Below are 25382 nucleotides of genomic sequence, written 5' to 3'. Positions count from 1 at the left end.
CGACGCTAGGGCCGGCGTCGGGCACGGACACGACCTGTCCGGACCAACAGAACGGGACCGGCGTTTGTGCACTTCGCACACCCCGCGGTGGGTGGGCGTGAACACCGGGCCGGATCGTTGTAGGGATCCTGCAACCGCGCTACCTCGGCGCGGAACGCGCTACCTCGGCGGGGAAGGCGGGGTCAGGCGCGGCGGGCGCGGCGGCGGAACGACGACGGCGTCTCGCCGGTGAGGCGGGCGAACGTGCGCGTGAACGCGGCCTGGTCGTAGAAGCCCGTCACGGACGCGATCTCGGCGATGGGCGTCGCGGTCGAGGACAGCAGGTGCGCGGCGCGGTCGACCCGCGCCCGCAGCACGAGCTGGCGCGGCGTCAGGCCGAAGACGCGCCGCACGCGCCGGTCGAGCACCGCCGTCGTGCACCCGGCCATCCGCGCGAGGTCGGCCACGGTCAGCGAGACGCCGGGCGACGTGTCGAGGTGCCGCTCGACCTCCGCGACGAGCCGCGCCATGGCGTCCATCGCGGCGTCGTCGGCGTCGTCCTCGCGCAGGTCCTGCGAGACCGACACGATCCCCACGACGCGACCCTCGCCGTCGTGCACCGGCAGCTTGGACGTGAGGAACCAGCCGGGCACCCCGCCCACGTGGCGGATGAGCTCGAGCTCGTTGCGCAGCGGCCTGCCGGTGCGCAGCACCTCGTCGTCCTGGGTCGTGTAGCGCTCGGCGAGCTCGGGCACGAACAGGTCGCCGGCGCGGCGCCCGATGACCGCGCGGCGCGAGCTCTCGTTGGTGCGGCGCACGAAGACCTGGTTGACGAGCACGTACCGGCCCGTGGTGTCCTTGGCGCAGAACATGACGCCGCTGAGCTCGTCCATGAGGGCGACCATGGCAGGCGGCATCGCGGCCAGGAGGGCGTCCGCCTCGGGCCACGTGGTCTTGTCCGAAACTGCGCCCATCGCGCGCCCGATCGTACAAGACGAGCCGTCGCCGTCCGAGGCACCCTGGGAGCATGAGTACCTCTGTTCCGGCGCACCACCCCGCGCCCCCCGTGAGTGCCGAGAGCCTCGTCGACGACGCCGTCGCCCTCGCGCGCACCTGGATCGCCGCCGCCACCGGCGACGACGCCGCGGCCACGACCCGCGCAGACCGGCGCGCGCGTGCGACCGCCGAGCGCCTCGGCTCCCTCGTGTCCGACCCGGCCGGCCTCGAGCTGGCGGTCGGCTTCGTCGACGACGTCGCGCGCCCGCAGGACGTGCGCGTCGCCGCCAAGGCCCTGTCCCGCCTGGGCCGCGACGCCGGCTCGGCGTCGTTCCTCAGCCCCGTCGACCGCGCGCTGTTCAAGGTCGGCGCGGCCGTGGCCCCGACGCTGCCGTCGGTCGTCGTGCCCGCCGCGCGCGTCCGCCTGCGCCAGCTCGTCGGCCACCTCGTCGCCGACGCCGGCGCGGGGCTCGGCAAGCACCTCGCCCGCACCCGCGCCGAGGGCTACACGCTCAACGTCAACCTCCTCGGCGAGGCCGTGCTCGGCGAGGACGAGGCGAAGGCCCGCCTGCAGCGCACCATCGACCTGGTCAAGCGGCCGGACGTCGACTACGTGTCGATCAAGGTCTCGTCCGTCGCCGCGCAGCTCGTCACGTGGGACCTCGACGGCTCGCGCCGCCGCGTCGTCGAGCGGCTGCTGCCGCTGTACCGGGCCGCGCGCGACCACGGCGTGTTCCTCAACCTCGACATGGAGGAGTACAAGGACCTGGCGCTGACCACGGCGGTCTTCACCGAGATCCTCGACCTGCCGGAGTTCCGTGACCTCGAGGCCGGCATCGTCCTGCAGGCGTACCTGCCCGACGCGCTCGGCGCGCTCGACGAGCTCACCGCCTGGGCCCAGCGGCGCATCGCCGCGGGCGGCGCACGCATCAAGGTCCGGCTCGTCAAGGGCGCCAACCTCGCCATGGAGCAGGTCGAGGCCGAGCTGCACGACTGGCCGCAGGCCCCGTACACCTCCAAGGCCGAGGTCGACGCCAACTACGTGCGCGTCCTCGAGCACCACCTCACGGCCGAGCGCACCGCCGCCGTCCGCCTCGGCGTCGCGTCGCACAACCTGTTCCACGTGGCGCTCGCGGTGCTGCTCGCGCGCTCGCGCGGCGTGACCGAGGGCCTCGACATCGAGATGCTCCAGGGCATGGCGCCGATCGAGGCGCGCCTCGTGCGCGAGGAGGTCGGCAAGGACGGCGGCCGCGTGGTGCTGTACACGCCGGTCGTGCGCGACGAGGACTTCGACGTCGCGATCGCGTACCTCGTGCGGCGTCTCGAGGAGAACGCCGCCGAGCAGAACTTCCTGCACGCCGCGTTCGCGCCGTCGGGCGCGCCTGGCACGGGTGCCGCCTCCGAGGGCACCCCGATGGACCGGCAGGAGGCCGCGTTCCGCGCGTCCGTGGAGCACGGTCTGCACTACACGCCCGACGACGTCGCTCCCCGCCGCCGGTCGCGCTTCGGCGCGCGCCAGCCGTGGGAGGACGCGCCCGAGTTCCGCAACGCCGTCGACACGGACCCGGCGGTCGCGGAGCACCGCGAGTGGGCGAAGCGCGTGACCGGGCCGGACTCGGGCTTCGTCCCGGTCCAGGCGCCCGAGGTCACGAGCACCGACGAGATCGACGCCGCCGTGGCGCGCGCCGTCGCGGTCCGCGACGCGTGGGCGGCCGTCGCCCCGGCCGACCGCGCGAAGGTCCTGCGGGCCGCGGCCCGCGAGCTCGAGGCCGCGCGCACCGAGCTCGTCGCCGCCGCGGTGCACGAGCCCGGCAAGACCGTCGCCGAGGCCGACCCCGAGGTCAGCGAGGCGATCGACTTCGCCAACTACTACGCCGGCGCGGCCGAGGCGCTCGCGCAGGTCGAGGGCGCCGCGTTCGCGCCTGAGGGCGTCACCCTCGTGACCCCGCCGTGGAACTTCCCGGTCGCGATCCCGATCGGCGGCGTGCTCGCGTCGCTCGCCGCCGGCTCGCCGGTGCTGGCCAAGCCCGCGCCGCCGACGCCGCGCTGCTTCGAGCTCGCGGTCGACGCGGTGCACCGCGCGCTCGACGCGGTCGCGCCCCAGATCGGCCTCGCGCCCGAGGTCCCGCGCGACGTCGTGCAGTTCCTCCGCGTGCCCGACGGCGAGCTCGGCAAGCACCTCGTCACGCACGCCGACGTCTCGCGCGTCATCCTCACGGGCTCGATCGAGACTGCCGAGCTGTTCGCGAGCTGGCGCCCCGAGCGGCCGGTCTTCGCCGAGACGTCGGGCAAGAACGCCCTCGTCGTGACGCCGTCGGCCGACCTCGACCTCGCGGTCGCCGACCTCGTGCGCAGCGCGTTCGGGCACGCCGGCCAGAAGTGCTCCGCGGCGTCGCTCGTCATCCTCGTCGGCTCGGTCGGCGACCCGACGACCGTCACGGGCGAGCGGTTCCGCCGCCAGCTCGTCGACGCCGTCCGCTCGCTCGCCGTCGGCGACCCGCGCGAGCTGTCGACCGTCATGGGCCCGCTCACCGAGCCGGCGCAGGGCAAGCTGCTGCGCGCGCTCACCTCGCTCGAGCCGGGGGAGTCGTGGCTCGTCGAGCCCCGGCGGCTCGACGACGTCGCGGCCGCCGCGGGCATCGACCCCGACCGGCTGTGGTCGCCGGGCCTGCGCGACGGCGTCGCGCCGGGCTCGTTCTTCCACCTCACCGAGGTCTTCGGTCCGGTGCTGGGCATCATGCGCGCGAAGGACCTCGACGAGGCGATCCGCCTGCAGAACCAGGTCTCGTTCGGCCTCACCGCGGGCCTGCACTCGCTCGACGAGGACGAGATCGCCACGTGGCTCGACCGCGTCGAGGCGGGCAACGTCTACGTCAACCGGCACATCACCGGCGCGATCGTGCAGCGGCAGTCGTTCGGCGGCTGGAAGGCCTCCGTGGTCGGCCCGGGCGCCAAGGCCGGCGGCCCCAACTACGTCGCCCAGCTCGGCGCGTGGTCCGACGACGCGGCCGTGGTGCCGTCGCGCGGCAACGACCCGGAGGGGTGGCTGGCGTTCGCCGAGGCGTCCGACGCCGCGGCCTGGGAGACCGAGTTCGGCGTCGGGCACGACCGGACCGGGCTGCGCGTCGAGGAGAACACGTTCCGCTACCGCCCGGTCGAGAAGGTGACCGTGCGCGTCGGCGACGGCGCGCTGCCGGTCGAGGTCAAGCGTGTCCTGGCCGCCGCCCGCCGCGCGGGCGTGCCGACCGTCGTCGTGCCGGCGTCCGACGCCGGGTGGGGCGTGCCGCACGAGGCGCCCGTCTCCCACGAGGACTTCGCGGCCGCCGTCGCCGAGGGCCGGATCACCGGCCGCATCCGCGTGATCGGCGAGGCGCCCGGCCTGCACGAGGCCGCGGCCCGGCGCCTCGGCACCGTCACGGTGCTCGACCGGCCGGTGCTCGCCGCCGGGCGTCGCGAGCTGCTGACGTTCCTGCGCGAGCAGGCCGTGAGCCGCACGCGCCACCGGTACGGCCACGTGCACCGCGCCTGACGTAGCGACGCGTCGCTATCTCGGCGCGGTGCTACGCGGTCTCGCCCTCGACGAGGTGCGGCGTGAGGATCCGCGGCTCGTCGGCCACGCGCTCGCCGGCCAGCATGTCGAGCAGGGTCGACGTCGCGACGGACACCATCTGGACGAGCGGCTGCTCGACGGTGGTCAGCCGCGGGGTGGTGCGCTCCGCGACGCCGAGCGCGTCGAAGCCGACGATCTTGACGTCGTCGGGCACCGAGCGGCCCCGGGCCCGCAGCACCTCGAGCGCGCCGGTCGCCATGAGGTCGGACGCGGCGAAGAGGCCGTCGATGTCGGGGTGCTCGTCGAGGATCTGCTCCATCGCGGCTGCGCCGCCGGCGGCCGTGAAGTCGCCGTGCGCGACGACGTCGGCGGGCAGCCCGGCCTCGCCGAGCTCGGCACGCCAGCCCTCGAGGCGGTCGAGCGTCGCCGTCATGTCGAGCGGGCCGGTGATCGTGGCGACGCGGCGGCAGCCGCGCTCGACGAGCCGGTGCGTGGCCGTGCGCCCGCCCGCGACGTTGTCGACGTCGACGTAGTGCAGCCCCTCGGGTTTGAAGGGCCGGCCGACGAACACCGCGGGCAGGTGCGAGCGCGACAGCTCGGGCTCGAGGCGGTCGTCGCGGTGGTGCGAGACGACGATCGCGCCGTCGACGTGCCCGCTGCGCAGGTACCGCGCGATGTGCCCGGGCCGCTCGTCGGGCCGCGACAGCAGCAGCACGAGCTGCAGCTCGGTGCCGGTCAGGCCCTCGCTCACGCCGCGCAGCACGCCCGCGAGGAACGGGTCGGTGAGGATGCGGGCGTCGGGCTCGGGCACGACGAGCGCGATGGAGTCGGTGCGCCGGGTGACGAGCGAGCGCGCCGCCCGGTTCGGGGAGTACCCGAGCCGGGCGACGGCGTCGTCGACGGCGGCCTGCGCCTCGGGCGAGACGCGCTCGCCGCCGTTGATCGCGCGCGACGCCGTCGACCGCGACACGCCCGCGGCGCGGGCGACGTCGTCCAGGGTCGGGGCGCCGTGCTCGGTGGTCACGAGCGTGAGACTACTTGTCCGCGGGGCCGGGCGTGTCGACCGTCCGGGCCGGGAGAGCGTTGTCCCGGGCGACCTGCGCGTACCAGCGACCCGAGGCCTTGACCGTGCGCTCCTGCGTCTCGTAGTCGACGCGCACGAGCCCGAACCGCTTGGAGTAGCCGAGCGCCCACTCGAAGTTGTCCATGAGCGACCACGCGAAGTAGCCGCGCACGTCGGCGCCGGCGTCGATCGCGGCCTTGAGCGCGCGCAGGTGCGCGTCGATGAACGCGAGGCGGTCCTGGTCGTCCACGCTGCCGTCGGGCTGCACGACGTCGGGGTAGGCCGCGCCGTTCTCGGTGACGAACAGCGCGGTCCCGCGCGGGCCCGTGTAGTCCTGCTGGAGGCGCACGAGCAGGCGCGTGAGGCCCTCGGGCTGCACCTCCCAGCCCATGTCCGTGGTCGGCAGGCCGCGGCTGTGGTGGTGGATGCCGTCCGGCACCGGGTTCGGCGAGCCCGTCTCCCACACCGGCCCGTCGGTGGGCGTCTCGCGCGCGCCGTCCGGCCCGGCGGTGCCCTCGGGCGTGCCCTGGGCCTGCTGCGGCCTCGCCGAGACGGCGCCGCCGTTGTAGTAGTTCACCCCGAGCACGTCGATCGGCGTCGAGATGGTCTCGAGGTCGCCCGCGCGCACGACGTCGGCGAACCCGAGGTGCGCGACGTCGTCGAGCAGGTCCTGCGGGTACGCGCCGCGCAGGATCGGGTCGAGGAAGATGCGGTTGAACATGCCGTCGTCGCGGCGCGCGGCGTCGACGTCGGCCGGGTCGCTCGGGTCGACGGGGTCGGAGACCGTGAAGTTGAGCGTGATGCCGAGCGACGCCTCGGGGTCGCGCTCGCGCAGCGCCTCCACCGCGAGGCCGTGGCCGAGCATGAGGTGGTGCGCGGCGGCCAGGCCGAGCTCGGGCGACTTCTTCCCGGGCGCGTGGGCGCCCGAGGTGTAGCCGAGGAAGGCCGAGCACCACGGCTCGTTGAGCGTCGTCCACACGCGCACCCGGTCGCCGAGCGCCTCGTGCACCGCGACCGCGTAGTCCGCGAACCGGTACGCGGTGTCGCGCGAGGGCCAGCCGCCGAGCTCCTCGAGCGCCTGCGGCAGGTCCCAGTGGTAGAGCGTGAGCCACGGCAGCACGTCGGCGGCGAGCAGCTCGTCGACGAGGCGCGAGTAGAAGTCGAGGCCCTCGGCGTTGACGGTCTTGCCGTCGGGCATGATCCGCGCCCACGACGTCGAGAACCGGTAGGTGTCGAGGTTGAGCCGCTTCATGAGCGCGACGTCCTCGCGGTACCGGTGGTAGTGGTCGCAGGCCACCGTGCCGTCGTCGCCGTTCCGCACGGCGCCGGGGATCCGGCAGAACGCGTCCCAGATCGAGTCCTGTCGCCCGCCCTCGCTCGAGGCGCCCTCGATCTGGAAGGCGGCCGTCGCGGTGCCCCACAGGAAGCCGTCGGGGAATGCGACGCGTCCGGTGTCGGCGGGCGCGGGCAGCGGGGCGGTGGGCGTGAAGGGCACGGTGGTGCCGGGGGCGGGCAGGCGCAGGCCGGGGCCCGGGATGCTGAGCGTCATGTGGATCGGTCTTCCCATGCGGTCGGAGGGCGCTCCCCCGCCCGGGGGGCGGGGGAGCGTGGAGCGGTCTGGCGGGGTCAGCCCTTCACGGCGCCGGCCATGATCCCCGCGACGAGCTGCCGGCCGACGAACACGAAGATCACCAGCAGCGGGAGCGTCACGAGGAAGATGCCGCCCATGACGAGCGAGTGGTCGACGAAGTACGTCGCCTGCAGCGAGCGCACCACGAGCGGCAGCGTCGGGTTGTTCTGGTTGAGCACGATCGACGGCCAGAAGAAGTTGGTCCACTGCTGGACGAACGTGAACAGGCCGAGCATCGCGGCGGCCGGCCGGGCGGCGGGCAGGGCGACCGACCAGAACGTGCGGATCATCGACGCGCCGTCGACGCGCGCGGCCTCGATGAGCTCGTAGGGGAGCGCCTCCGAGAGGTACTGCGTCATCCAGAACACGCCGAACGCGGCGACGAGGCCGGGGATGATGACGGCCTGGACCTTGCCGATCCAGCCGATCTCCGACATGAGGATGTACAGCGGGATGACGCCGAGCTGGGTGGGCACGGCCATGGTCGCGATGACGAACACGAGCAGAGGCCCGCGGCCCCGGAAGCTCAGCTTGGCGAACGAGTACCCCGCGAGCGTCGAGAACAGCACGACGGACGTCGAGACGGTGACCGCGATGACCACCGAGTTGAGCAGCGCCTTCCAGAAGTTGATCTGCGTCGACTCGATGACGGTCGCGAACTGCTGGAACAGGCTCGCGTCCGGCAGCCACTGCGGCACCGCGTTCTGCGCGATCGCGACCGGGTCGGACGACCCGAGCAGCAGCGTGAAGTACAGCGGGAACGCGGAGATGACGAGCGCGATCCCGAGCAGCGTGTAGGTGATCCAGCCGGGGCGGCGCGACGCGGAGCGCGAGGCCTTGCCCTGGTCGCGACGGCGTGCGGCGGCGCGTGCCGCGCCCTTGCCCGCGGTCTGTGCGGTGACGGCGACGGAGCTCATCGGTCCTCCCCTCGGGTCGTGGCCGTCCGGCCTGCGTCCGGCGTGCCCGACGGCGGTGCACCGGTGCCGGGCGTCGGTCCGGCGGCGGGCGGGGTCGCCGTCGAGGAGCCCGCGGCGCGGGCACGCTCGAGCAGCGCCTTGGTGTGCTTGCGGCTGACCTTGGGCGCGCTCGGGCCCGACGTCGAGATCCGCCGAGTGACCAGGAAGTTGATCATGCCGATCGCGATGATGAGCAGGAACAGGATCCAGGCGACCGCCGCGGCGCGGCCGAAGTTCTTCTGGTTGCCCCACGCGACGTCGTACAGGTAGAGGACCGTGGTCATCCAGTTCTTCGACGGGCCGCCGAGGCCCGCGGCGTCGTACATGCGGACCTCGTCGAAGATCTGCAGGCCGCCGATGGTCGAGGTGATGACGACGAAGATGATGGTCGCGCGGATCTGCGGCACCGTGACCGAGAAGAACTGGCGGACCCGGCCGGCGCCGTCGATCACCGCGGCCTCGTAGAGCTCGCGCGGCACGGCCTGCATGGCCGCGAGGAAGATCAGCGCGTTGTAACCGGTCCACCTGTAGTTGACGATCGTCGCGATCGCCACGTGGCTGGCGAAGCGGTCGGAGTGCCAGCCCACGGGGTCGATGCCGACGATCCCGAGCAGCGCGTTGATGAAGCCGTACTGGTCGGCGAACATCCGGCCGAAGATCATCGACACCGCGACAGGGGCCACGATGTAGGGCACGAGCACGCCCATGCGCCAGAAGGTCGCAGCGCGCAGGTTCTGGTCGAGCAGGGCGGCGATCGTGATCGCGAGGAGCACCTGCGGGATGCTCGACAGGATGAAGATCGAGACCGTGTTGACGAGCGACCGCCAGAAGATCGGCTGGTTCAGCACGTCCGTGTAGTTCTGCAGGCCGACGAAGTCGCCCTGGCCGCCCAGCAGGTTCCACTGGTGGACCGAGACGAACGCCGTGTAGATGAGCGGGAACAGGCCCGTGAGGGCGAACAGGACGAAGAACGGCGAGATGTACAGGTAGGGGGAGACCTTCACGTCCCAGCGGCCGAGGCGCTGGGAGAAGCCGACCCGCCGCGGGGGCCGGGCCGGTGGGGCGCCGCGCGGGGGCGCGGGCTGGGAGGTTGAGAGGACGGCCATGTGCTGCTTCCTGTGCGTCGTCGCCGGTCGGGGTGGCCCGGCCGGGCCGCACGCCGTGCACGACGGCGGCCGGCCCGGCCGGGCGGTGACCGGGGCTCGCGCCCCGGTCGCCTGGGTCAGAGCCCGAGCGAGGCGAACTCGTCGAGCGCGCCCTGCCAGCTGGCCTCGGCGTCCTGCTCCTTGGTCACGTCGACGCGCAGCAGCGCGTTCTGCACCGACTGGTGGATCGAGAAGTAGTTCGGGCCCTTGAACGGGGCGCCCTCGATCGCCCGGGCGCGCGAGGAGAAGATCTGGCCCACGGGCGCCTCGTTGAAGAAGCCGTTGGTGAACGACTGCACCTGCTCGGAGGCCTGCGCCTCGAGCTGCGACGGGAACGTGCCCGCGGCCTCGAACGCGGCGATCTGCTGCTCGGGCGCGGTCAGCCACGCGGCGAGCTTCTTCGCCTCCTCGGTGTGGTCACCCGAGGCCGGGACGGTCAGGAACGAGCCGCCCCAGTTGCCGCCACCGCCGGGGAAGACGTCGGCGACGTCCCAGCCGGTGATGCCGCCGGCGCGCTCCTCGATCGGGCCGGTCATCCAGGCGGGGCAGAGCATGGTCGCGAAGCCGTCGTTCTGGAACGCTGCGTCCCAGTCACCGCTCCACTGCTCGAGCCCGGCGGACAGGCCGTCGGTCACCGCGGCCTGGACGATCGTGTCGTAGAGGTCCTTGACGACGGTGTTCGTCGCGAGGTCCTTCGGCTCGCCCGTGGCCGGGTCCTCGTAGGCGTCCATGACCTGGTTGATCATGCCCTGGTAGGTCGGGGTGGCGCCGTCGAACCACGCGGCGTCGGAGGCCGCCACGAACTGGCGGCCGACCTCGAAGTACTCCTCCCACGTGGCGTCCTCGCCGCCGAGGAGCTCGGCGACCTCCTCGCGGTCGCTCGGCAGGCCTGCGGCCTCGAAGAGGTCGGCCCGGTAGCAGATGGCCTCGGGGCCGATGTCGGTGCCGTAGCCGATGAGCTTGCCGTCGGGCGTGGTGGCCTGCTCGACCTTCCAGTCGACCCAGCGGCCCTCGAGCTCGGGGTCGGTCAGGTCGGTGAAGAGGTCGGGGTACTGCATGAGCTCGGGGAGCCAGTCGACCTCGATGGCCTCGATGTCGGCGAGGCCCTCGCCGCCGGCGGCGAGCTTGGTCGTGAGGTTGGTGCGGGCGTCCTCGGAGCGGGCGGCGGTGACGTGCTCGATGGTGACGCCCGGGTTCTCCTCCTCGTACTGCGCGAGGAGCTCGTCGGTGTAGCCGAAGTTGTTGAAGGTCGCGACGGTGAGGGTGATCTCCTCGCCCGAGCCGTTCTCCGCGTCGGAGCCCGTGCCCGAGCCGTCGTCGGTGCCGCTGCCGCACGCCGTGAGGACGAGCGAGATGGAGGCGATGCCGCCGGTGACCGCGGCGAGGCGCCGGGTCCGTCCGGCGGGTCGGGTGCTGCTGTGCACGATGACTCCCTTGTCTGGTCGATCGGTCGAAGACTCTTGGGAGCGCTTCCACCTCCATCGTGGTAGCGCTTCCACAGCCGTGGCCGATGCTTCCCTCGCGGAGGTCCGCGCGTCAAGTGCGGTGACCGGATCGTTACCCGGCGTGCTCGGCGAGCCAGGCGCGGGCCGCATCGGCGTCGGCCTCGAGCGTGCGCCGCGCGGCGGCGGCCGCGGCCTCGGCCACGGCGTTGGCGAAGAGGGGGACCGTCGCGTGGACGTCCCCGTCGTACACGTGGCGGGTGCCGCCGTCGGGCAGCGGCTCGACGCGCACGGTGCCGGTGATGCGGACGGGCGCGCCCACGATCTCGATCGCGACGGTGCCGACCATGCGGCCGCCGGACGGCGGCTCGTACGCCTCGACCTGACGCACCTCGACCTGGTCGCCCACGAGATGGCGCACGTGGCCGGTGATGGTGTCGACCGGCATGGTGCGGCGCACGGCCACGGTGAACCCGGAGTCGAGGCTGCCGGTCACGTCGGCGGCCTCGAGCGTGCCGCCCGTCGTGCTGCGGGCCGTCCGCCAGCGCACGGAGGACTCGTCCGCGAGCATCGCGGCGACCGCGTCGACGTCGGCCGGATAGGTGAGCTCCACGGTCAGGTGCACACGCAAACACTACCGACCGTGCGCCCGTAGGCTGGGGGCCGTGTCCGCCATGAGTGACCTCATCGCCCAGCACGCCGACCTGTCGCCCTCCGACGTCGAGTGGCTGCACCTGCTCGTCGGTGACTGGCAGGTGGTCTCGGACCTCGCGTTCGCCGACCTCGTGCTCTGGCTGCCGACCGCCGACGGCTCGTTCGTGGCCATCGCGCAGTGCCGGCCGAGCACGGGAGCGACCGTCCACTACGACGACATCGTCGGGTCGTCCGCGCCCGAGGGGCAGCGGCCACAGCTCGCCGCGGCCATGGCCGAGGGTCGCTCGCAGCGCTCGCGCGAGCCGCGCTGGTTCGGCGCGTACGCGGTGCGCGAGGAGGCCGTGCCCGTGGTGCACGACGGTCGCCCGATCGCCGTCGTCGCCCGGCAGACCAACCTCGGCTCGGGCCGCACACCGAGCCGCCTCGAGCTCAACTACGTCGAGGCCGCGGACGACCTGCTCGCGATGATCGCGCGCGGCGAGTACCCGGCGCCCAACGCGGCGACCGGTCCCCGGCGCGGCGCCCCGCGCGTCGGCGACGGCCTCATCCGGCTCAACTCCGAGGGCGAGGTGCTCTACGCGAGCCCCAACGCGCTGTCGTGCTTCCACCGGCTCGGGGTCATCGGGCCGCTCGTGGGCCAGTCGCTCGTCGAGGTCACCGCGGACCTCGTCGAGCACCAGAGCACCGTGGACGAGTCGCTGCCGCTCGTCGTCATGGGCCGGGCGCCGTGGCGCACCGACATCGAGGCCGGGGGAGTGGCGCTGTCGCTGCGTGCGCTGCCGCTGACCGACCACGGGCAGCGCATCGGCGCCGTCCTGCTGTGCCGCGACGTGTCCGAGCTGCGCCGCCGCGAGCGCGAGCTCATGACGAAGGACGCGACGATCCGCGAGATCCACCACCGCGTCAAGAACAACCTGGCGACGGTCGCGGCGCTGCTGCGGCTGCAGGCCCGCCGCATGGACGTGCCCGAGGCGCGCGCCGCGCTCGAGGAGGCCATGCGCCGCGTCGCGACGATCTCGCTCGTGCACGAGTCGCTCTCGCAGACGCTCGAGGAGCAGGTCGAGCTCGACGACATGCTGCGCCGTGCGCTGCGGCTCGCGGCCGACGTCGCGTCGACCGCGACGCGCGTGAGCACGCGCCAGACCGGGTCGTTCGGCCTCGTGCCCGCGCAGGACGCGACGCCGCTCGCGCTCGTGCTCACCGAGCTCGTGACCAACGCCGTCGAGCACGGGTTCCCGGGCCGTGAGTCGGGCGTCGTCTCGATCGACGTGCAGCGCGAGGGGTCGTCGTTGCGCGTCGTCGTGGCCGACGACGGCGTGGGGATGGCCGAGGGGATCGACGTGCTGGGGCGTGCGTCGCGCAGCGGGCTCGGGTCGCAGATCGTGCAGACGCTCGTGGTCAACGAGCTCGGCGGGACGATCCGGTGGGAGCCGCGCGAGGGAGGCGGCACGCAGGTCGTGCTCGAGGCCGAGCTGCGCGACGGTGCCTCCACCTCGAGGTAGGAGCGCACGCGCCGAGGGAGAAGGCCGGCACACGAGAGAACGCCCCGTCCGCTCGGTGAGCGGACGGGGCGTTCTGCCTCGGGGTCGGCGTGTCAGCCGGCGCGGCGGGCGCGCGCCGTGCGGCGCTTGAGCGCGCGGCGCTCGTCCTCGCTCATGCCGCCCCAGACGCCCGCGTCCTGTCCGGACTCGATGGCCCACTTCAGGCACGTGTCGACGACCTCGCAGCGGCGGCAGACCGCCTTGGCCTCCTCGATCTGGAGCAGGGCAGGGCCCGTGTTGCCGATCGGGAAGAAGAGCTCCGGGTCCTCGTCGAGGCAGGCGGCCTTGTGGCGCCAGTCCATGTCAGTCTCCTCGGTGTTCGTCCCGACCTCGAGGCGGTGCCGCCGCGCGTGCGCGGGCATGCCGCCGAGGCCGGATCGTTCAGGGATGAACAGAATCTGCCTTCCAGGGTGACGCCTCGTGAAGGGGCGCACAAGGGGTTACGCCGAAGTTTCTCCGGCGTGAACCGTGAGGCCTTGGTCACAATGTCGTGAAACCCCAGGTCGCACGTATCCTGGCGTGCGATGGCCCCCTCTGTCACCCCCTCCGAGAGTACGAGCGGCGGTTCCCCGTCGCACCCGGTCGCGCTGCGCCTCGTCCTGGCCGCCGTCGCTCTCGAGGCGGTCCTCCTCGGCGTCGCCGCCGGTGCGGTCGTCATCGAGCTGGTCGGGGGCGGCTCCGGCTCGGTGGCCGTGAGCATCTTCCTCGTCCTGTTCTTCCTCGGCGTCGCGGCCGCGCTGCTCGCCGCCGCACGCAGCGTCTGGGCCGGGCGTCGCGGCGGCCGGGCGCCCATCATCACGTGGCAGATCCTCCAGGCTCTCGTCGGCGTCTCCCTGCTCAGCGCCGGGGCGACCTGGGCCGTCCTCGGCGGGGTCGTGCTCCTGGTCGTCTCGGTCGCGGTGATCGTGCTGCTCATGACGCGCCGGGTCGTCGACGCGACCACGGGCTGACGCGGAGCCGTCCGCCGGGGACCGCGGGTCCTCGCCGGCCTGCTCGCCGGGGAGCGCCACCTGCAGGGGCACGACGGCGCCCGCCCGGACGAGCGCACCACGTCCGGGTCGCGGCGGGCCCGGTTCGACGGCGTCCACCAGCGGCGTGCCGAAGACCTCCTCGGACCCGCGCTCGCCCGGCGCGAGCACGACGCCGGTGCGCCGCCCGCGCAGCTCGGCGAGCGGGCCGCGGTGCGCCAGGAGGGCGCCCGTCGTCGTCGCCGAGGCGACCACCGCCCAGCCCTGCTCCGCGAGCGCGGCGAGCTGCTCGCACTCGACCGGGGACGTCTGCGAGAGCGCGTCCAGGTCGTCGACGACGAGGACCCGCCCGCCGCCGCGTTCCGTGCTCAGCCGCGCGAGCAGCTCGCGCACCCGCGCGCCCGAGTGGTCCGCCGACGGTGCGCCGCCCGCACCGGCCTCGTCGCGCGGCGCGGCGTCGCGGGAGACGACGCCGCCCAGCAGTCCCGTCGCCGCGAGCCGCCGCACGAGGAGGCGCAGCACCGTCGTGCGGCCCGAGCCCCGCGGGCCGACGACCAGCGCGCCGCGACCCACGTCGAGGGCGACCGGCGCGGCGTCGTCGCCGCCCAGACCGACGAGAACCTCGGCCGCGGCGTCCGGGGGACCGCCGAGGTCGCGCGCCCGGACCACGGCCGGCAGCGGCCGGACCCGCACCGGCGCGGTCGCGGGCCGGCCTCCCGCCGGGGCGCCGCCGCCGGGCAGGATCGCCTGGCAGACGAGGGCGCGGTCGGTGGCGAGCCACGCCGCGCGGCCGGGCGGGCCGCCCGTGCCGGCGAGGTCGGACGGGGCGCCGAGCACCACGTCGGCGTGCTTGTCGGTCCCCAGCAGCACGAGGCGGGGACCGACCCGCGACGCGACGCCGCCGACCGTCGCGCCGTCGGCGCTCAGCGCGAACGCCGCGCGCCCCGCGGCGAGGGCGGTCGTGAGCGGGTCCCACCGGTCGGCGCCGGCCAGCGTCGCGCGCAGCTCCTCGACGCCGTCGACGACGACGAGCACGCGCGGGTCCTCCGGCGCACCGTCGGGCCCGCCGTCGTGTGTGCCGTCGGGTGCGCCGCCCGGCGCCGACAGCAGCCGAAGGAGGCGAGCGGCACGTCGAGGGTCGTCCGGACCGGCGAGCGTGCCGAACCCGGGGTGGTCCGCCAGCCGGCCGAAGGTCGCGGCGGCCGACGGCGGCACGAGCGCGTGGACGTGCCAGCCGCGCTCGAGCGCCGCGTGCGCGAGGCCGAGCAGCGCCGTCGACCGGCCCGACCGCGCACGGCCCACCACGGCCAGGTGGCCGTCGCCCGGGTCCCATCCCACGACCACGCGGCGCTGCTCCGCGGGCGCGTCCCCGAGCGCGAGCGGCAGCACGCCGGCGGGCAGCGGCGTGGGCGGCAGGTCCTCGGCAACGACCCGGTCGGGCAGCGGTGGCAGCCACGGCGCTGGTCCCGGCGCGAGGCCGAGGCGCCGTGCCGCGGACCGCGCCGCGGCGACGAGCTCGGCGACGACGTCGGCCGGGTCCGCCACGCGCCCGGCGTCGCCGGCCGGTGCCGGCGTCAGCGCGCCCGTCGTCCGGGCGCCCGGCGGCCGGGGCGCGGACCACACCGGAGCCCGTCGCGCGACCGGCCCACCGCCGTCGGGCACCCCGCCGGCGTGCGCGCACTGCAGGGCGACGGGCGCGCCGGCCCCGACGCGCAGGACCGCGCGCCCCGGCAGGCCGACCGGGATGCGCGCGGCGGCGCCCGTCTCGACCACGTCGTGCGCGTCGGCCGCGTCGACCACGCGCAGCGCGATCCGCGCCGAGACGTTGGCGCGCACGTCGGAGCTCACCGCGCCCGCCGGCCGCTGCGTGGCGAGCACGAGGTGCACGCCGAGCGACCGCCCCTGGGCGGCGACCCGCAGCAGGCCGGGCAGGAACTCGGGCAGGTCGTCGGCGAGCGCGCGGAACTCGTCGATGACGACGACGAGCCGTGGCAGCACGCCCGCGGGAAGGTCGGCGGCGTCGGAGACCCGGTGGTCGGCGAGCAGGCGCTCGCGGCGGTGGAGCTCGGCGCGCAGCCCGGCGAGCGCGCGCCCGGCGAGGCCGGGCTCGAGGTCGGTGACCTGCCCGACGACGTGCGGCAGGTCGGCGCACGCACCGAACGACGCGCCACCCTTGAAGTCGACCAGCGCGAGCGCGAGGTCGCCGGGCGAGCGGCGCAGCGCGAGGCCGAGCACGAGCGTCTGGAGCAGCTCGGACTTGCCCGCGCCGGTGGTCCCCGCGACGAGCAGGTGCGGCCCGTCCGCGACGAGGTCGAGCGACACCGGACGCCCGTCGGCGCCGACGCCGAGCGGCACGGCCCAGTCGGTGGTGGTGCGCCAGGCCGTGCCCGGCGACGCGGCGCTGTCGAGGAGGTCGAGCAGCGGGACGGTCGCCGGCAGGCGGGGGTCGGCCGGGTCGACGTCGTCGCTCGCGGGCCGGTCCGTGGCCGACGGTGCGTCGAGGTCCGTGAGCGAGCGGCGCAGCGTCGCCAGGCCCGCGAGGCGCCGTGCCGCGCGCTCGGCCCACGCGGCGGTGACGCCCACGAGCGGCTCGACCGTGTCGGTCCCGTCGGGGGCGACCCGCCGCACGCGGCCGTCGGGACGCACCGTGGTCACCGCGCGGCACCACGCGGGCGGCGTCACGCCGTCGGGCAGGCACAGCACGACGGCGGCGCCCCGGGAGCGCGCGGCGTCCGCGGCGACGAGCGCGGCCGCCGGCTCGCCGGCCCCGTCGACGACGACGAGCCGCCCCGCCGCGGGGCCGTCGGCGGCGGGCAGCCACCGGCACCACGACCACGCGTCGCGGCCGCCGCCGGTGACCTCGACCTGCGCCCCGTGCGCGGCCAGGTCGAGCACGACGGCGCGGGCGACCGCACGCGCCGCGTCGACCGGGCCCCGCACGGCGAGCGCGCCGTCGGGCAGGTGCGGTCCGGTGCCGGCATCGGCGGGGACGGCGGACCGCGGGCCGGACCGCCGCGCCGCGGCCGCGCGCAGCGCCCGACGCCACGCGCCGTCGGACGCCTCGTGGGCGGCGACCAGCCGGGCCAGCAGCACCGCCGGGTCGCGGCCCGGCTCGGGAGGCGCCGCCTCGGGCGGCTCGGGGGCGGGCCGGGCCGTCGCGTGCCCGGCGGACCGGCGCCGCCGCACGAGCCCGACCACGTGCGGCACCAGCGCGAGCACGCCGACGAGCGAGAAGAGCGCGTACGCGGGCTGCCGGAGCGTCGCCGCGAGCAGGAGCGACCCGGCGACCGGGACGGCCGCCGCGGCGAGCGTGGCGAGACCGGGCACGCTCGCGTCCTGGTCCGCGGGGGGCTCGGGGGCGAGCCAGGCGACCACGTCGCCCGAGCGGTGGAGCGCGAACGCGGTGCCGCCCACCTCGAGCGTGTCCCCCGGGCGCCAGCGCCGCCGGACCAGCCCCGGACGCCGGCGCCGCCCTCCCGCGCCCGGCGGACGGACGAGCGCGACGGGCCCGCGCGACCCCGGCTCGCGCCGCACCACGACCCGGGCGCGCCGCCGCCCGCCGGGACGCACCTGCACCCGCACGCCACCGCCGTCGAGCACGAGCGGCGCCTCGCCCGGCCCGGACGGACCGAGCGGCCACGCCTCGCCCGCGCCCGGGCCGCTGCACCTCGTGACGCACCACGGGGCGCGCACCGCCGCCACGTCGCGCTCGTGGTCGGCCCGCCGCGGAGCGACCGGCGCACCCACCGGCACGGCGCGCACCGTGCCGCCCGCGAGGAGCGGCCGCCGCCCGACGACGTCACCGTCGGACAGCGGCACACCACCCGCCTCGAGAGCGGCGCGCCGCAGCTCCGGGCGGCGCAGCAGGACGGCGAGCGGCTCGCGCAGCTCGCCGACCGTCGTGCCCGCCCGCACCTCGACGTCCTCGCCCGGGTGCACGGTGAGCCGGACGGCGTCGGGCGCCGCGACGTGCGCAGGAACGGCGACGGGCACCCCGGGGACCTCGGACATGGTCCCCAGGGTGCCCGTTCCGGGCGGCCGCCGTGGGCGGCCTGTGGACAACCGCGCGGGCGGCCGGTCGCTACTCCGTGGCGAGGGCCTCGACGGGCGACGTGCGCACCGCCGACCGCGCCGGGACGACCGACGCCACCAGCCCCGCGACCGCCGCGACGAGCACCACGAGCCCGATCTCGCGCCACGGCACGGCGAGCACGACGTCGCCCATCACGCCGAGCGCGGCCGCCGAGCCCGCCCACCCGTACACCAGGCCGAGGACGATGCCGAGCACCGCGCCCACACCCGCGATGAGCAGGCCCTCGATCGCGAGCATGCCGCGCAGCTGGCCCTTCGACAGGCCGATCGCGCGCAGCGTCGCCGACTCGCGACGGCGCTCGATCACCGACAGCGAGAGCGTGTTCGCGACGCCGATGAGCGCGATGACGACCGCCACGGCGAGCAGGCCCAGGACGATGCCGAGCATCGTGTCGACGACCTGCTCGTAGCCCGCACGCTCGACCGCCGCGCCCGACACTCCGACGGCCGCACCGCTGTCGGCGACGACGTCCTGGACGTCCCGCACCACGGCGGCCGCGGCGGCCGGGTCCTCGAGCGCGACCCACAGGGTCGCCGCGGGCGCGTCGTCGACCAGGGTGGCGAGGTCGTCGCGCGTGACGACCGGCCGCGCGAGCTCGGCGTCCGTGACGGCGACCGTCAGCACGGACGAGCCCCCGGGGCCCTGCAGCGCGAGCGAGTCGCCCGCGCTCACGTCGAGGGCCGCCGCGTCCCCGCCGGACAGGACGACCGTGCCGGGCGCGAGGTCCTCGAGCGCCGCCGGGAACCGCAGCGCCGCGTCGGCCGCCGCGGGGCTGACGCCGTCGAGCTCGATCGCGGCCTGGTCCGGGCCCTCGACCGTCGCCGTCGCGACCTCCGTGACCGCGGCGACGCCGTCGACCCGCGCGAGCTCGGGCGCGAGCGCCGGCGGCAGCGCGCCGACGTCGCCCTGCTCGTCCCACGTCTGCGAGCTGAGCGAGACGTCGACCGGGTACCTGGTGTCGAGCGCCGTGGTCAGCGACGTGCGGGCGCTCGCGGCGCCCGTCGACATCATGGCGACGAGCGTGACGCCGATGAGCAGCGCGGTCGACGTCGCGGCCGTGCGGCGCGGGTTCCGCAGCGTGTTCGCCGCGGCGAGCCGCGCCGTCGGGCCCGAGGAGCCCGCCAGGCGTCCGGCGAGCGCGGTGACGCGCGGCAGCCAGAACACCGCGCCGACCGCCACGCCGACGAACGACAGCCCGCCGCCCGCGATGCCGAGCAGGAGGCCCGTCGTGGGCTCCTGCGCCACGAGGCCCAGCGCCGCGCCGCCGCCCAGCATCGCGAAGCCGACGACCGCGGCGACGACCGAGAGCACGAGCCGCACGCGGCCGGCGCCGCGGGCGGCCGAGGGGGCCTCCGACGGGCGCAGCGCGGCGAGCGGGGCCACGCGCGTCGCGGCCCGCGCCGGCACGAGCGCCGAGAGGACGGTCACGAGCGTGCCGACGGCGATCGGGATCACCACGACCTGCCACGTCACGGTGATCGAGGTCGGCAGCGGGACGCCGAGGTCCTGCGTGCTCGCGACCCACAGGGCCGCCTGCCCGAGGACGGCGCCGAGCACGACGCCCGCCGCCGAGGAGACCGCGCCGAGGATGCCCGCCTCGAGCAGGACGCCGCGGCCGATCTGGCCCTTGTTCGCGCCGACGCAGCGCAGCAGGGCCAGCGTGCGGGTGCGCTGGGCCACCAGCACCTGGAACGTGTTGGCGATGACGAGGCCCGCCACGAGCAGCGCGATCGCCGCGAACGTGAGCACGAAGATCATGAAGACGAGGTCCTCGCCACCCGTGAGCTGGGCCGCGACCGCGGCCGCGTGCTCGTCGGGCGTGCGCACCGTGAGGTCGTCGCGCACGGCCGCGGCCACGGCGGCCTCGGTCGCCTCGACGTCGGCGGACGGGTCGAGCGCGATCAGCGCGTCGCCGTACGTCACCTGCTCGCCCGGCGGGAGCGTGGCGGCCGACCACTCCTGCACGACGTCGGCGTCCAGCACGCCCGCACCGCCGAACATCGCGTACGCGCCGTACGGGTCCTCGACGAGGCCCGTCACGGTGAGCCGCTCGCGCACGCGGTCGTACGCGCCCTCGTCGTCCACGACGTCGCGCAGGACCGTGACGGGGTCGCCCACGCCGACGCCGAGCCGCTCCGCCACGTCGGGCGGCAGGGCGACCTCGCCCGCGCCGTCGGGCCACGCGCCGTCGGCGAGCACGAGCGGCATGAGGTCGGGGTCCGACGTCGTCGCGATGACTCCCTGGAAGACCGTCCGGCTGCCGCTCGTCAGCTCGAGGTAGGTGTTGCCGAGGGGCTCGACGGCCGCGACCCCGTCGACCTGCGCGACGGCGGCGACGTCGTCGGGCGTGAGCATGCCGGAGCGGTCCTGGACGACCAGCTCGGCGCCGGCGTACCGGGCGGCGATCGAGTCGTAGGTGGTGCGCGTCATGACGTTGCCCGCGAGCAGCGTCGCGGCGACGAACGCGGTGCCGATGACGATCGCGACGCCGGCCGCGGTGAGGCGGCCGACGCTCCTGCGCATCTGCGCGAGGGTCAGGCGCAGCATCACGCACCCACCTTCGCGCCGCCGTCGTGCGCGCCCGCCCCGGACCCGGCGACGGGCGTCTCGAGCGAGCGCAGCGCGTCGAGGCCGGCGAGGACGGCCTCGGGCGTCGGGTCGGAGATCTCGCCGGCGATGCGGCCGTCGGCGATGAGGACGACGCGGTCGGCGTACGCCGCGGCCGTCGGGTCGTGCGTGACCATGATGATCGTGCGGCCCAGCTCGCGCACCGAGCGGCGCAGGAAGCTCAGCACCTCCGCGCCCGAGCGGGAGTCGAGGTTGCCCGTCGGCTCGTCGGCGAACACGACCTCGGGCTGGGCGACGAGCGCGCGGGCGATCGCCACGCGCTGCTGCTGGCCGCCCGACAGCTCGCTCGGGCGGTGCTCGAGCCGCTGGCCGAGGCCGAGCGTGCGCACGAGCACGTCGAGCCATTGCCGGTCCACCGTCCCGCCCGCGAGCTCGACCGGGAGCGTGATGTTCTGCTCGGCGGTGAACATCGGCAGCAGGTTGAACTGCTGGAACACGAACCCGATGCGGTCGCGCCGCAGCTGGGTCAGGGCCTTGTCGCCCATGCCCGTGACCTCGGTGCCGCCGATGAACGCCTGCCCGCTCGTGGCCGAGTCGAGGCCCGCGAGCAGGTGCATGAGCGTCGACTTGCCCGAGCCCGACGGGCCCATGATCGCGGTGAAGCGGCCGGCCTCGAAGTCGACGTCGACGCCGTCGAGCGCGCGGACCTGCGCCTCACCCTTGCCGTAGGTCTTGGTCAGGGCGCGCGCCCGGACGGCGAGCGTCGGGGTGGCGGGGGCGTCGCGGTCGGCGACGGGGACGAACACGGTGGTGTCCACGGCGGTCTCTCCGGTCTCTGCGTCAGATGTCCTGGTGCCCCGGGGCGCCCGCTTCAGGCAGGCTCCCCAGGACACCGACGACGCTACGTCGGCGCTGGTGGGCGCCGCGTCGGCCCAGCGGCTGGTTGTCGCCGCCGCCCGCGTCATACCCAGGTATGACCCCACCCCGGGGGACTTGTCAGGGTCACGCCGGGGTATACCCCTGCGTGGTGCTGACAACTCGGCGTTGCCGGGAGCGTGCATACCGCGGCGTGGGCCTGACAACGGGGGAGGTCGCCCCCAGGTGTCCGTCGTCCACAGCACGGTGCCCGACGTCGGCCCGTGCGCGGGCGCACCGGCCATGGTCGGGTCCATGACCGGCTCCTCACGGGTGTACACCGCCGTCCCAGGACTGAGCCCGTTGCTGCGCAGGCAGAGCAGGGTGGTGACGCGTGCCCAGCTGGCCGCCCTCGGGGTGCGGGACGACCACGTCCGCCTCCATGTGCGAGCCTTGCGGTGGCGATCGCTCAGCGAGCAGGTGCTGGTCACGCACCGCGGCCCGCTGTCGAGGTCGGCGAAGCGCTGGGCAGCGGTGCTCGGTGCACCGCGAGGCAGCGTCATCGGTGCGTGGTCGGCGCTCGAGGTGCACGGCATCGAGAACTGGTTCCGGGAGCCGATCCACGTCGTCGTCCCGCGCGGTGCGACGCCCGACCGGCACCCGTGGCTGACGGTGCACGAGTCGCGGCGGCTGCGCGACGACCACGTCGTCGAGGTGGACGGTCTGCCGGTCCACACGGTGGCGCGGGCGGCCGTCGACGCGGCCGCGTGGCAGCGGTCGTGGCGGACCGCCGCAGGCCTCGTGGCGGCCGTCGTGCAGCAGCGCCTCGCGACGCCGGCCGAGCTCCGGACGATGCTCGACGAGGTCGGCGCCGTGCGGCACCGGGCGGTGATGCGGCACGCGCTCGCGGACATCGCCGGCGGAGCGGACTCGCTCGCGGAGATCGACTTCGCGCGGCTGTGCCGCCGTGCGCGCCTGCCGGAGCCGTTCCGACAGTCCGTCCGGACGGACGCGCGGGGATTGCGGCGCTTCCTCGACGTCGAGTGGGTTCTGCCCGGCGGGCGCCGGTTCGTCGTCGAGATCGACGGCATCGGCCACATCGAGCGCGATCGCTGGTACGACGACCTGCTGCGCGACGCCGAGATCGGCGCCGACACGAGGACGGTGCGGATCCGCCTGCCCGCGATGGCGGCGCGGTACGAGCCCGAGCGCGTGCTCGCGATCGTCCGGCGCCACCTGTTCTCCTGAGCCGAGTTGTCAGGTTCACGCCGGGGCATACCGCGGCGTGGACCTGACAACTCCAGGAACGTGGGTCAGGACGGCCAGACGTGGTAGCCCGTCACCGTCATCCAGGCCGTGACGCGGGGGCTCGTCCGGTTCGCGTACGGCTGGCCCGTGTAGTGGACGGCGAGGCGGTCGATGTCGGCGAGGTCGGTGTCGTCCACGAGGTCCACCGTCCCGCGCAGGCTCACGTGGTGGTACCAGTTCTCGCCGTCGAGCACCGTGAGCCCGACGCGCGGCTCCTTGCGCAGGTGGTCGAGGCGCTTCCGGGTGGCGTCGAGGTTCAGCAGCACGCGGCGTTCGTCGTCGTCCCACAGGTACCAGGTGGCGACGGAGACCGGTGCACCCGTCGGGGTGACGGTCGCCATCACGGCAGGGTTCGGGCCTCGCAGCTTGTCGACGACGTCGGGGGGCAGGGGCGGCTTCGGCACGGCATTCCTCCTGTGTGTGCGGAACCTGTCAGGTCCAGGCTCACGTATACCCCAGCCTGAGCCTGACAACTCGTGGGACTCGCGAGGTGTCAGGTCCACGCCCGCGTATATCCCGGCCTGGGCCTGACAACTCGTGGGAGGCTCGCTCAGGCGCCGGGGCGGACCAGGCCCGCCTCGTACGCGGCGACGACGGCCTGCACGCGGTCGCGCACGCCGAGCTTGGCGAGGATCCGCCCGACGTGCGTCTTCACGGTCGCCTCGGCGACGTACAGCTCGTCGGCGATCTCGGCGTTCGAGCGCCCGCGCGCCATGAGCACGAGCACCTCGCGCTCGCGCTCGGTGAGCTCGTCGAGCCCCGGGTGCCCCACGGTCGAGCCCTCGGCGGGCAGCACGCCCACGAGGTGCTCGAGCAGCCGCCGGGTCGAGGACGGCGCGATGACGGCGTCGCCGCGGTGCACCGTCCGGATCGCGGCGAGCATCTCCTCGGGCGGCGCGTCCTTGAGCAGGAACCCGCTCGCGCCACTGCGGATCGCCTCGAGGACGTACTCGTCGAGGTCGAACGTCGTGAGCACGATGACGCGCGGTGCGTCGTCGGCCGCCGTCAGCCGCGCGGTCGCTGACAGCCCGTCGAGGTTCGGCATGCGCACGTCCATGAGGACGACGTCGACCGCGTGCGACGCGAGCAGCCGCAGCGCCTGCGCGCCGTCGCCGGCCTCCACGACGACCTCGAGGTCGGGCTGCGAGTCGATGACCATGCGGAAGCCCGCGCGGACGAGCTGCTGGTCATCGACGAGCGCGACGCGGATGGGGCTGGTCATCGGACCTCCGTGCTCGGGTCGTGCTGCCCGACGGCGGAGCTCGCCTCGGGCGCGTCGTCGTCGGTCTCGTCGGGGTCGTCCGCGGCGGGCGGCACCGGCATCGTGAACCGTACCCGCCAGCCGCCGCCCGGGCGCGGGCCGGCGGTGACCGTGCCGCCGAACACGGCCGCGCGCTCGCGCATGCCGAGCAGCCCGTACCCCGGTTCGTCGGAGGCCGCGCCGGGCTCGTCCGCCGCGGCGGCGCCGCGCCCGTCGTCGGACACCTCGAGCTCGACGTCCCGCTCGGCCCAGCGCAGGACGACGGTGACGCGCGGGTCGGGGCCGGCGTGCTTGCGCACGTTCGTCAGGGCCTCCTGGCAGACGCGGTGCAGCGTCAGGCCCGCGCCGGGCGGCAGCCGCCGCGGCGTGCCGACGCGCACGAGCGAGACCTGCATCCCGGCGTCGCGCGCCTGCGTCACGAGGGGCTCGACGTCGGCGTCGTCCGGCTGCGGCGCCAGCGGCGCGGTGACCGACGGCGCAGCCCCCGCGGGGCGGGCCGCGCTCTCGCCGCGCGGCCCGTGCCCCGCGGCCGACCCCTCGGGGGCGGCGCGGACCGCCGCGGAGGTACCGCCGTCGTCGGACCGCAGGACGCCGAGCAGGCGGCGCATGTCGGCCAGCGCGGCCCGCCCGGTCTCGCTGATGACACCGAGCGAGCGCACGGCGGCGTCGGGGTCGGACGCCGCGGCGTACCGGCCGCCGTCGGCCTGTGCGACGACGATCGACAGCGAGTGGGCGACGATGTCGTGCATCTCGCGCGCGATGCGGGCGCGCTCGGCCGCCGTCGCGATCTGCGCCTGCTGGTCGCGCTCGATCTCGAGGCGGCGCGCGCGGTCGCGCAGCGCCTCGAGCGTCACGCGCCGCGAGCGCCGCACGAGCGCGAACGCCCACACGACGAGCGCGCTCATCGCGCAGAAGACGGAGACGGGCAGGGCGTCGAGAAGGCCCAGCATCGAGCGGCTGTGCACGGCGAGCGCCACGGTGAGGAGCAGGCAGCCGGCCAGCGTCGAGGCCATCGCGACGCGGTGCGACCACGACGGGCCGTGGACCGTGACGGCGTAGAGCGCGACGAGCACCGCGACGTCGGCGGGCAGCAGGATCGGGTAGCCCGCGAGCATGTGCGACAGCGCGACCGCGTACACCGCGACGGCCGAGGCCACGGGGTGCGTGCGGCGCCACGCGAGCGGCACGACGAGCAGCGCGGACCACAGCATGATGCCGCCGCGCCCGTCCCAGGGGTCGCCGGTCGTGAAGACGTTGGCCGAGGTCGTGACGACGAAGAGGCCGAAGAACGCGGCGAGCACGACGTCGATCCCGAACCGGTGCGTCTCGAACCATCGGGTGGCGCGCTCGTACCAGGACATGGTGCGAGGCTA

At 75.2% G+C, this 25382-nt stretch carries 17 protein-coding genes; 3 read left to right on the top strand and 14 right to left on the bottom strand.

Going from position 1 to position 25382, the window contains the following annotated elements; genetic code table 11:
* Nucleotides 1-182: 182 nt before the first annotated feature.
* Entirely contained in the window at nt 183-953 is a 771-nt protein-coding gene (locus ISOVA_RS12300) for a helix-turn-helix domain-containing protein (protein ID WP_013839548.1), read from the bottom strand.
* Nucleotides 954-1006: 53 nt separating this feature from the next.
* Between ISOVA_RS12300 and ISOVA_RS12295 the strand changes: the two genes are divergently transcribed.
* Nucleotides 1007-4504, top strand: coding sequence for a bifunctional proline dehydrogenase/L-glutamate gamma-semialdehyde dehydrogenase (locus ISOVA_RS12295; protein ID WP_013839547.1), 3498 nt, complete (start codon nt 1007-1009; stop codon nt 4502-4504).
* Nucleotides 4505-4535: 31 nt separating this feature from the next.
* Here the strand turns inward: ISOVA_RS12295 and ISOVA_RS12290 are convergent, their stop codons facing one another.
* From ISOVA_RS12290 to ISOVA_RS12265, 6 genes are all read right to left on the bottom strand, one after another.
* The gene (locus tag ISOVA_RS12290; protein ID WP_013839546.1) at nt 4536-5549 is read right to left on the bottom strand and encodes a LacI family DNA-binding transcriptional regulator; all 1014 of its coding nucleotides are present in this window, start codon (nt 5547-5549) and stop codon (nt 4536-4538) included.
* A gap of 10 nt (nt 5550-5559) precedes the next feature.
* Complete coding sequence (locus ISOVA_RS12285) at nt 5560-7137, bottom strand: glycoside hydrolase family 1 protein (protein ID WP_013839545.1); 1578 nt, start codon at nt 7135-7137, stop codon at nt 5560-5562.
* A gap of 77 nt (nt 7138-7214) precedes the next feature.
* The gene (locus tag ISOVA_RS12280; RefSeq protein WP_013839544.1) at nt 7215-8135 is read right to left on the bottom strand and encodes a carbohydrate ABC transporter permease; all 921 of its coding nucleotides are present in this window, start codon (nt 8133-8135) and stop codon (nt 7215-7217) included.
* Nucleotides 8132-9280, bottom strand: a complete 1149-nt coding sequence (locus tag ISOVA_RS12275) for a carbohydrate ABC transporter permease (protein ID WP_013839543.1) — start codon at nt 9278-9280, stop codon at nt 8132-8134. The genes ISOVA_RS12280 and ISOVA_RS12275 overlap by 4 nt, the downstream gene beginning before the upstream one ends.
* Before the next feature lie 116 nt (nt 9281-9396).
* Nucleotides 9397-10743, bottom strand: a complete 1347-nt coding sequence (locus ISOVA_RS12270) for an ABC transporter substrate-binding protein (protein WP_013839542.1) — start codon at nt 10741-10743, stop codon at nt 9397-9399.
* Between the two features lie 133 nt (nt 10744-10876).
* The gene (locus tag ISOVA_RS12265; RefSeq protein ID WP_013839541.1) at nt 10877-11386 is read right to left on the bottom strand and encodes a DUF2505 domain-containing protein; all 510 of its coding nucleotides are present in this window, start codon (nt 11384-11386) and stop codon (nt 10877-10879) included.
* 49 nt (nt 11387-11435) lie between these two features.
* Between ISOVA_RS12265 and ISOVA_RS12260 the strand changes: the two genes are divergently transcribed.
* Nucleotides 11436-12917, top strand: coding sequence for a sensor histidine kinase (locus ISOVA_RS12260; protein ID WP_013839540.1), 1482 nt, complete (start codon nt 11436-11438; stop codon nt 12915-12917).
* A 92-nt stretch (nt 12918-13009) separates the two neighbouring features.
* Here the strand turns inward: ISOVA_RS12260 and ISOVA_RS12255 are convergent, their stop codons facing one another.
* The 4 genes from ISOVA_RS12255 to ISOVA_RS12240 all read right to left on the bottom strand — a co-directional run bounded on the left by ISOVA_RS12255 (nt 13010) and on the right by ISOVA_RS12240 (nt 21403).
* Nucleotides 13010-13258 (bottom strand): WhiB family transcriptional regulator, encoded by a 249-nt coding sequence (locus ISOVA_RS12255; protein WP_013839539.1) that lies wholly within the window; start codon nt 13256-13258, stop codon nt 13010-13012.
* A gap of 138 nt (nt 13259-13396) precedes the next feature.
* Nucleotides 13397-17935 (bottom strand): FtsK/SpoIIIE domain-containing protein, encoded by a 4539-nt coding sequence (locus tag ISOVA_RS15655; protein ID WP_013839538.1) that lies wholly within the window; start codon nt 17933-17935, stop codon nt 13397-13399.
* A 70-nt stretch (nt 17936-18005) separates the two neighbouring features.
* Nucleotides 18006-20564 carry an ABC transporter permease gene (locus ISOVA_RS12245; RefSeq protein WP_041295443.1) on the bottom strand — a complete coding sequence of 853 codons (2559 nt, stop codon included), beginning with the start codon at nt 20562-20564 and terminating at the stop codon, nt 18006-18008.
* Nucleotides 20564-21403 carry an ABC transporter ATP-binding protein gene (locus tag ISOVA_RS12240; RefSeq protein ID WP_013839536.1) on the bottom strand — a complete coding sequence of 280 codons (840 nt, stop codon included), beginning with the start codon at nt 21401-21403 and terminating at the stop codon, nt 20564-20566. Before ISOVA_RS12240 ends, ISOVA_RS12245 begins: the two co-directional genes overlap by 1 nt.
* A 517-nt stretch (nt 21404-21920) precedes the next feature.
* On the opposite strand from ISOVA_RS12240, the gene ISOVA_RS12235 reads away from it, so the two are divergent.
* A complete protein-coding gene (locus ISOVA_RS12235) occupies nt 21921-22688 on the top strand; it encodes a hypothetical protein (RefSeq protein ID WP_233275892.1) in 768 nt (255 codons plus the stop codon).
* 65 nt (nt 22689-22753) lie between these two features.
* On the opposite strand, the gene ISOVA_RS12230 is transcribed toward ISOVA_RS12235, so the two are convergent.
* From ISOVA_RS12230 to ISOVA_RS12220, 3 genes are all read right to left on the bottom strand, one after another.
* The gene (locus ISOVA_RS12230; protein WP_013839534.1) at nt 22754-23152 is read right to left on the bottom strand and encodes a TIGR03618 family F420-dependent PPOX class oxidoreductase; all 399 of its coding nucleotides are present in this window, start codon (nt 23150-23152) and stop codon (nt 22754-22756) included.
* A 146-nt stretch (nt 23153-23298) separates the two neighbouring features.
* Nucleotides 23299-23970 (bottom strand): response regulator, encoded by a 672-nt coding sequence (locus tag ISOVA_RS12225; RefSeq protein WP_013839533.1) that lies wholly within the window; start codon nt 23968-23970, stop codon nt 23299-23301.
* Complete coding sequence (locus ISOVA_RS12220) at nt 23967-25370, bottom strand: sensor histidine kinase (RefSeq protein ID WP_013839532.1); 1404 nt, start codon at nt 25368-25370, stop codon at nt 23967-23969. Before ISOVA_RS12220 ends, ISOVA_RS12225 begins: the two co-directional genes overlap by 4 nt.
* Between the last annotated feature and the right edge of the window lie 12 nt (nt 25371-25382).

This window comes from Isoptericola variabilis 225 (assembly GCF_000215105.1).
Taxonomy (GTDB): domain Bacteria; phylum Actinomycetota; class Actinomycetes; order Actinomycetales; family Cellulomonadaceae; genus Isoptericola; species Isoptericola variabilis_A.
This window is presented reverse-complemented; position numbering and strand designations above follow the sequence as displayed.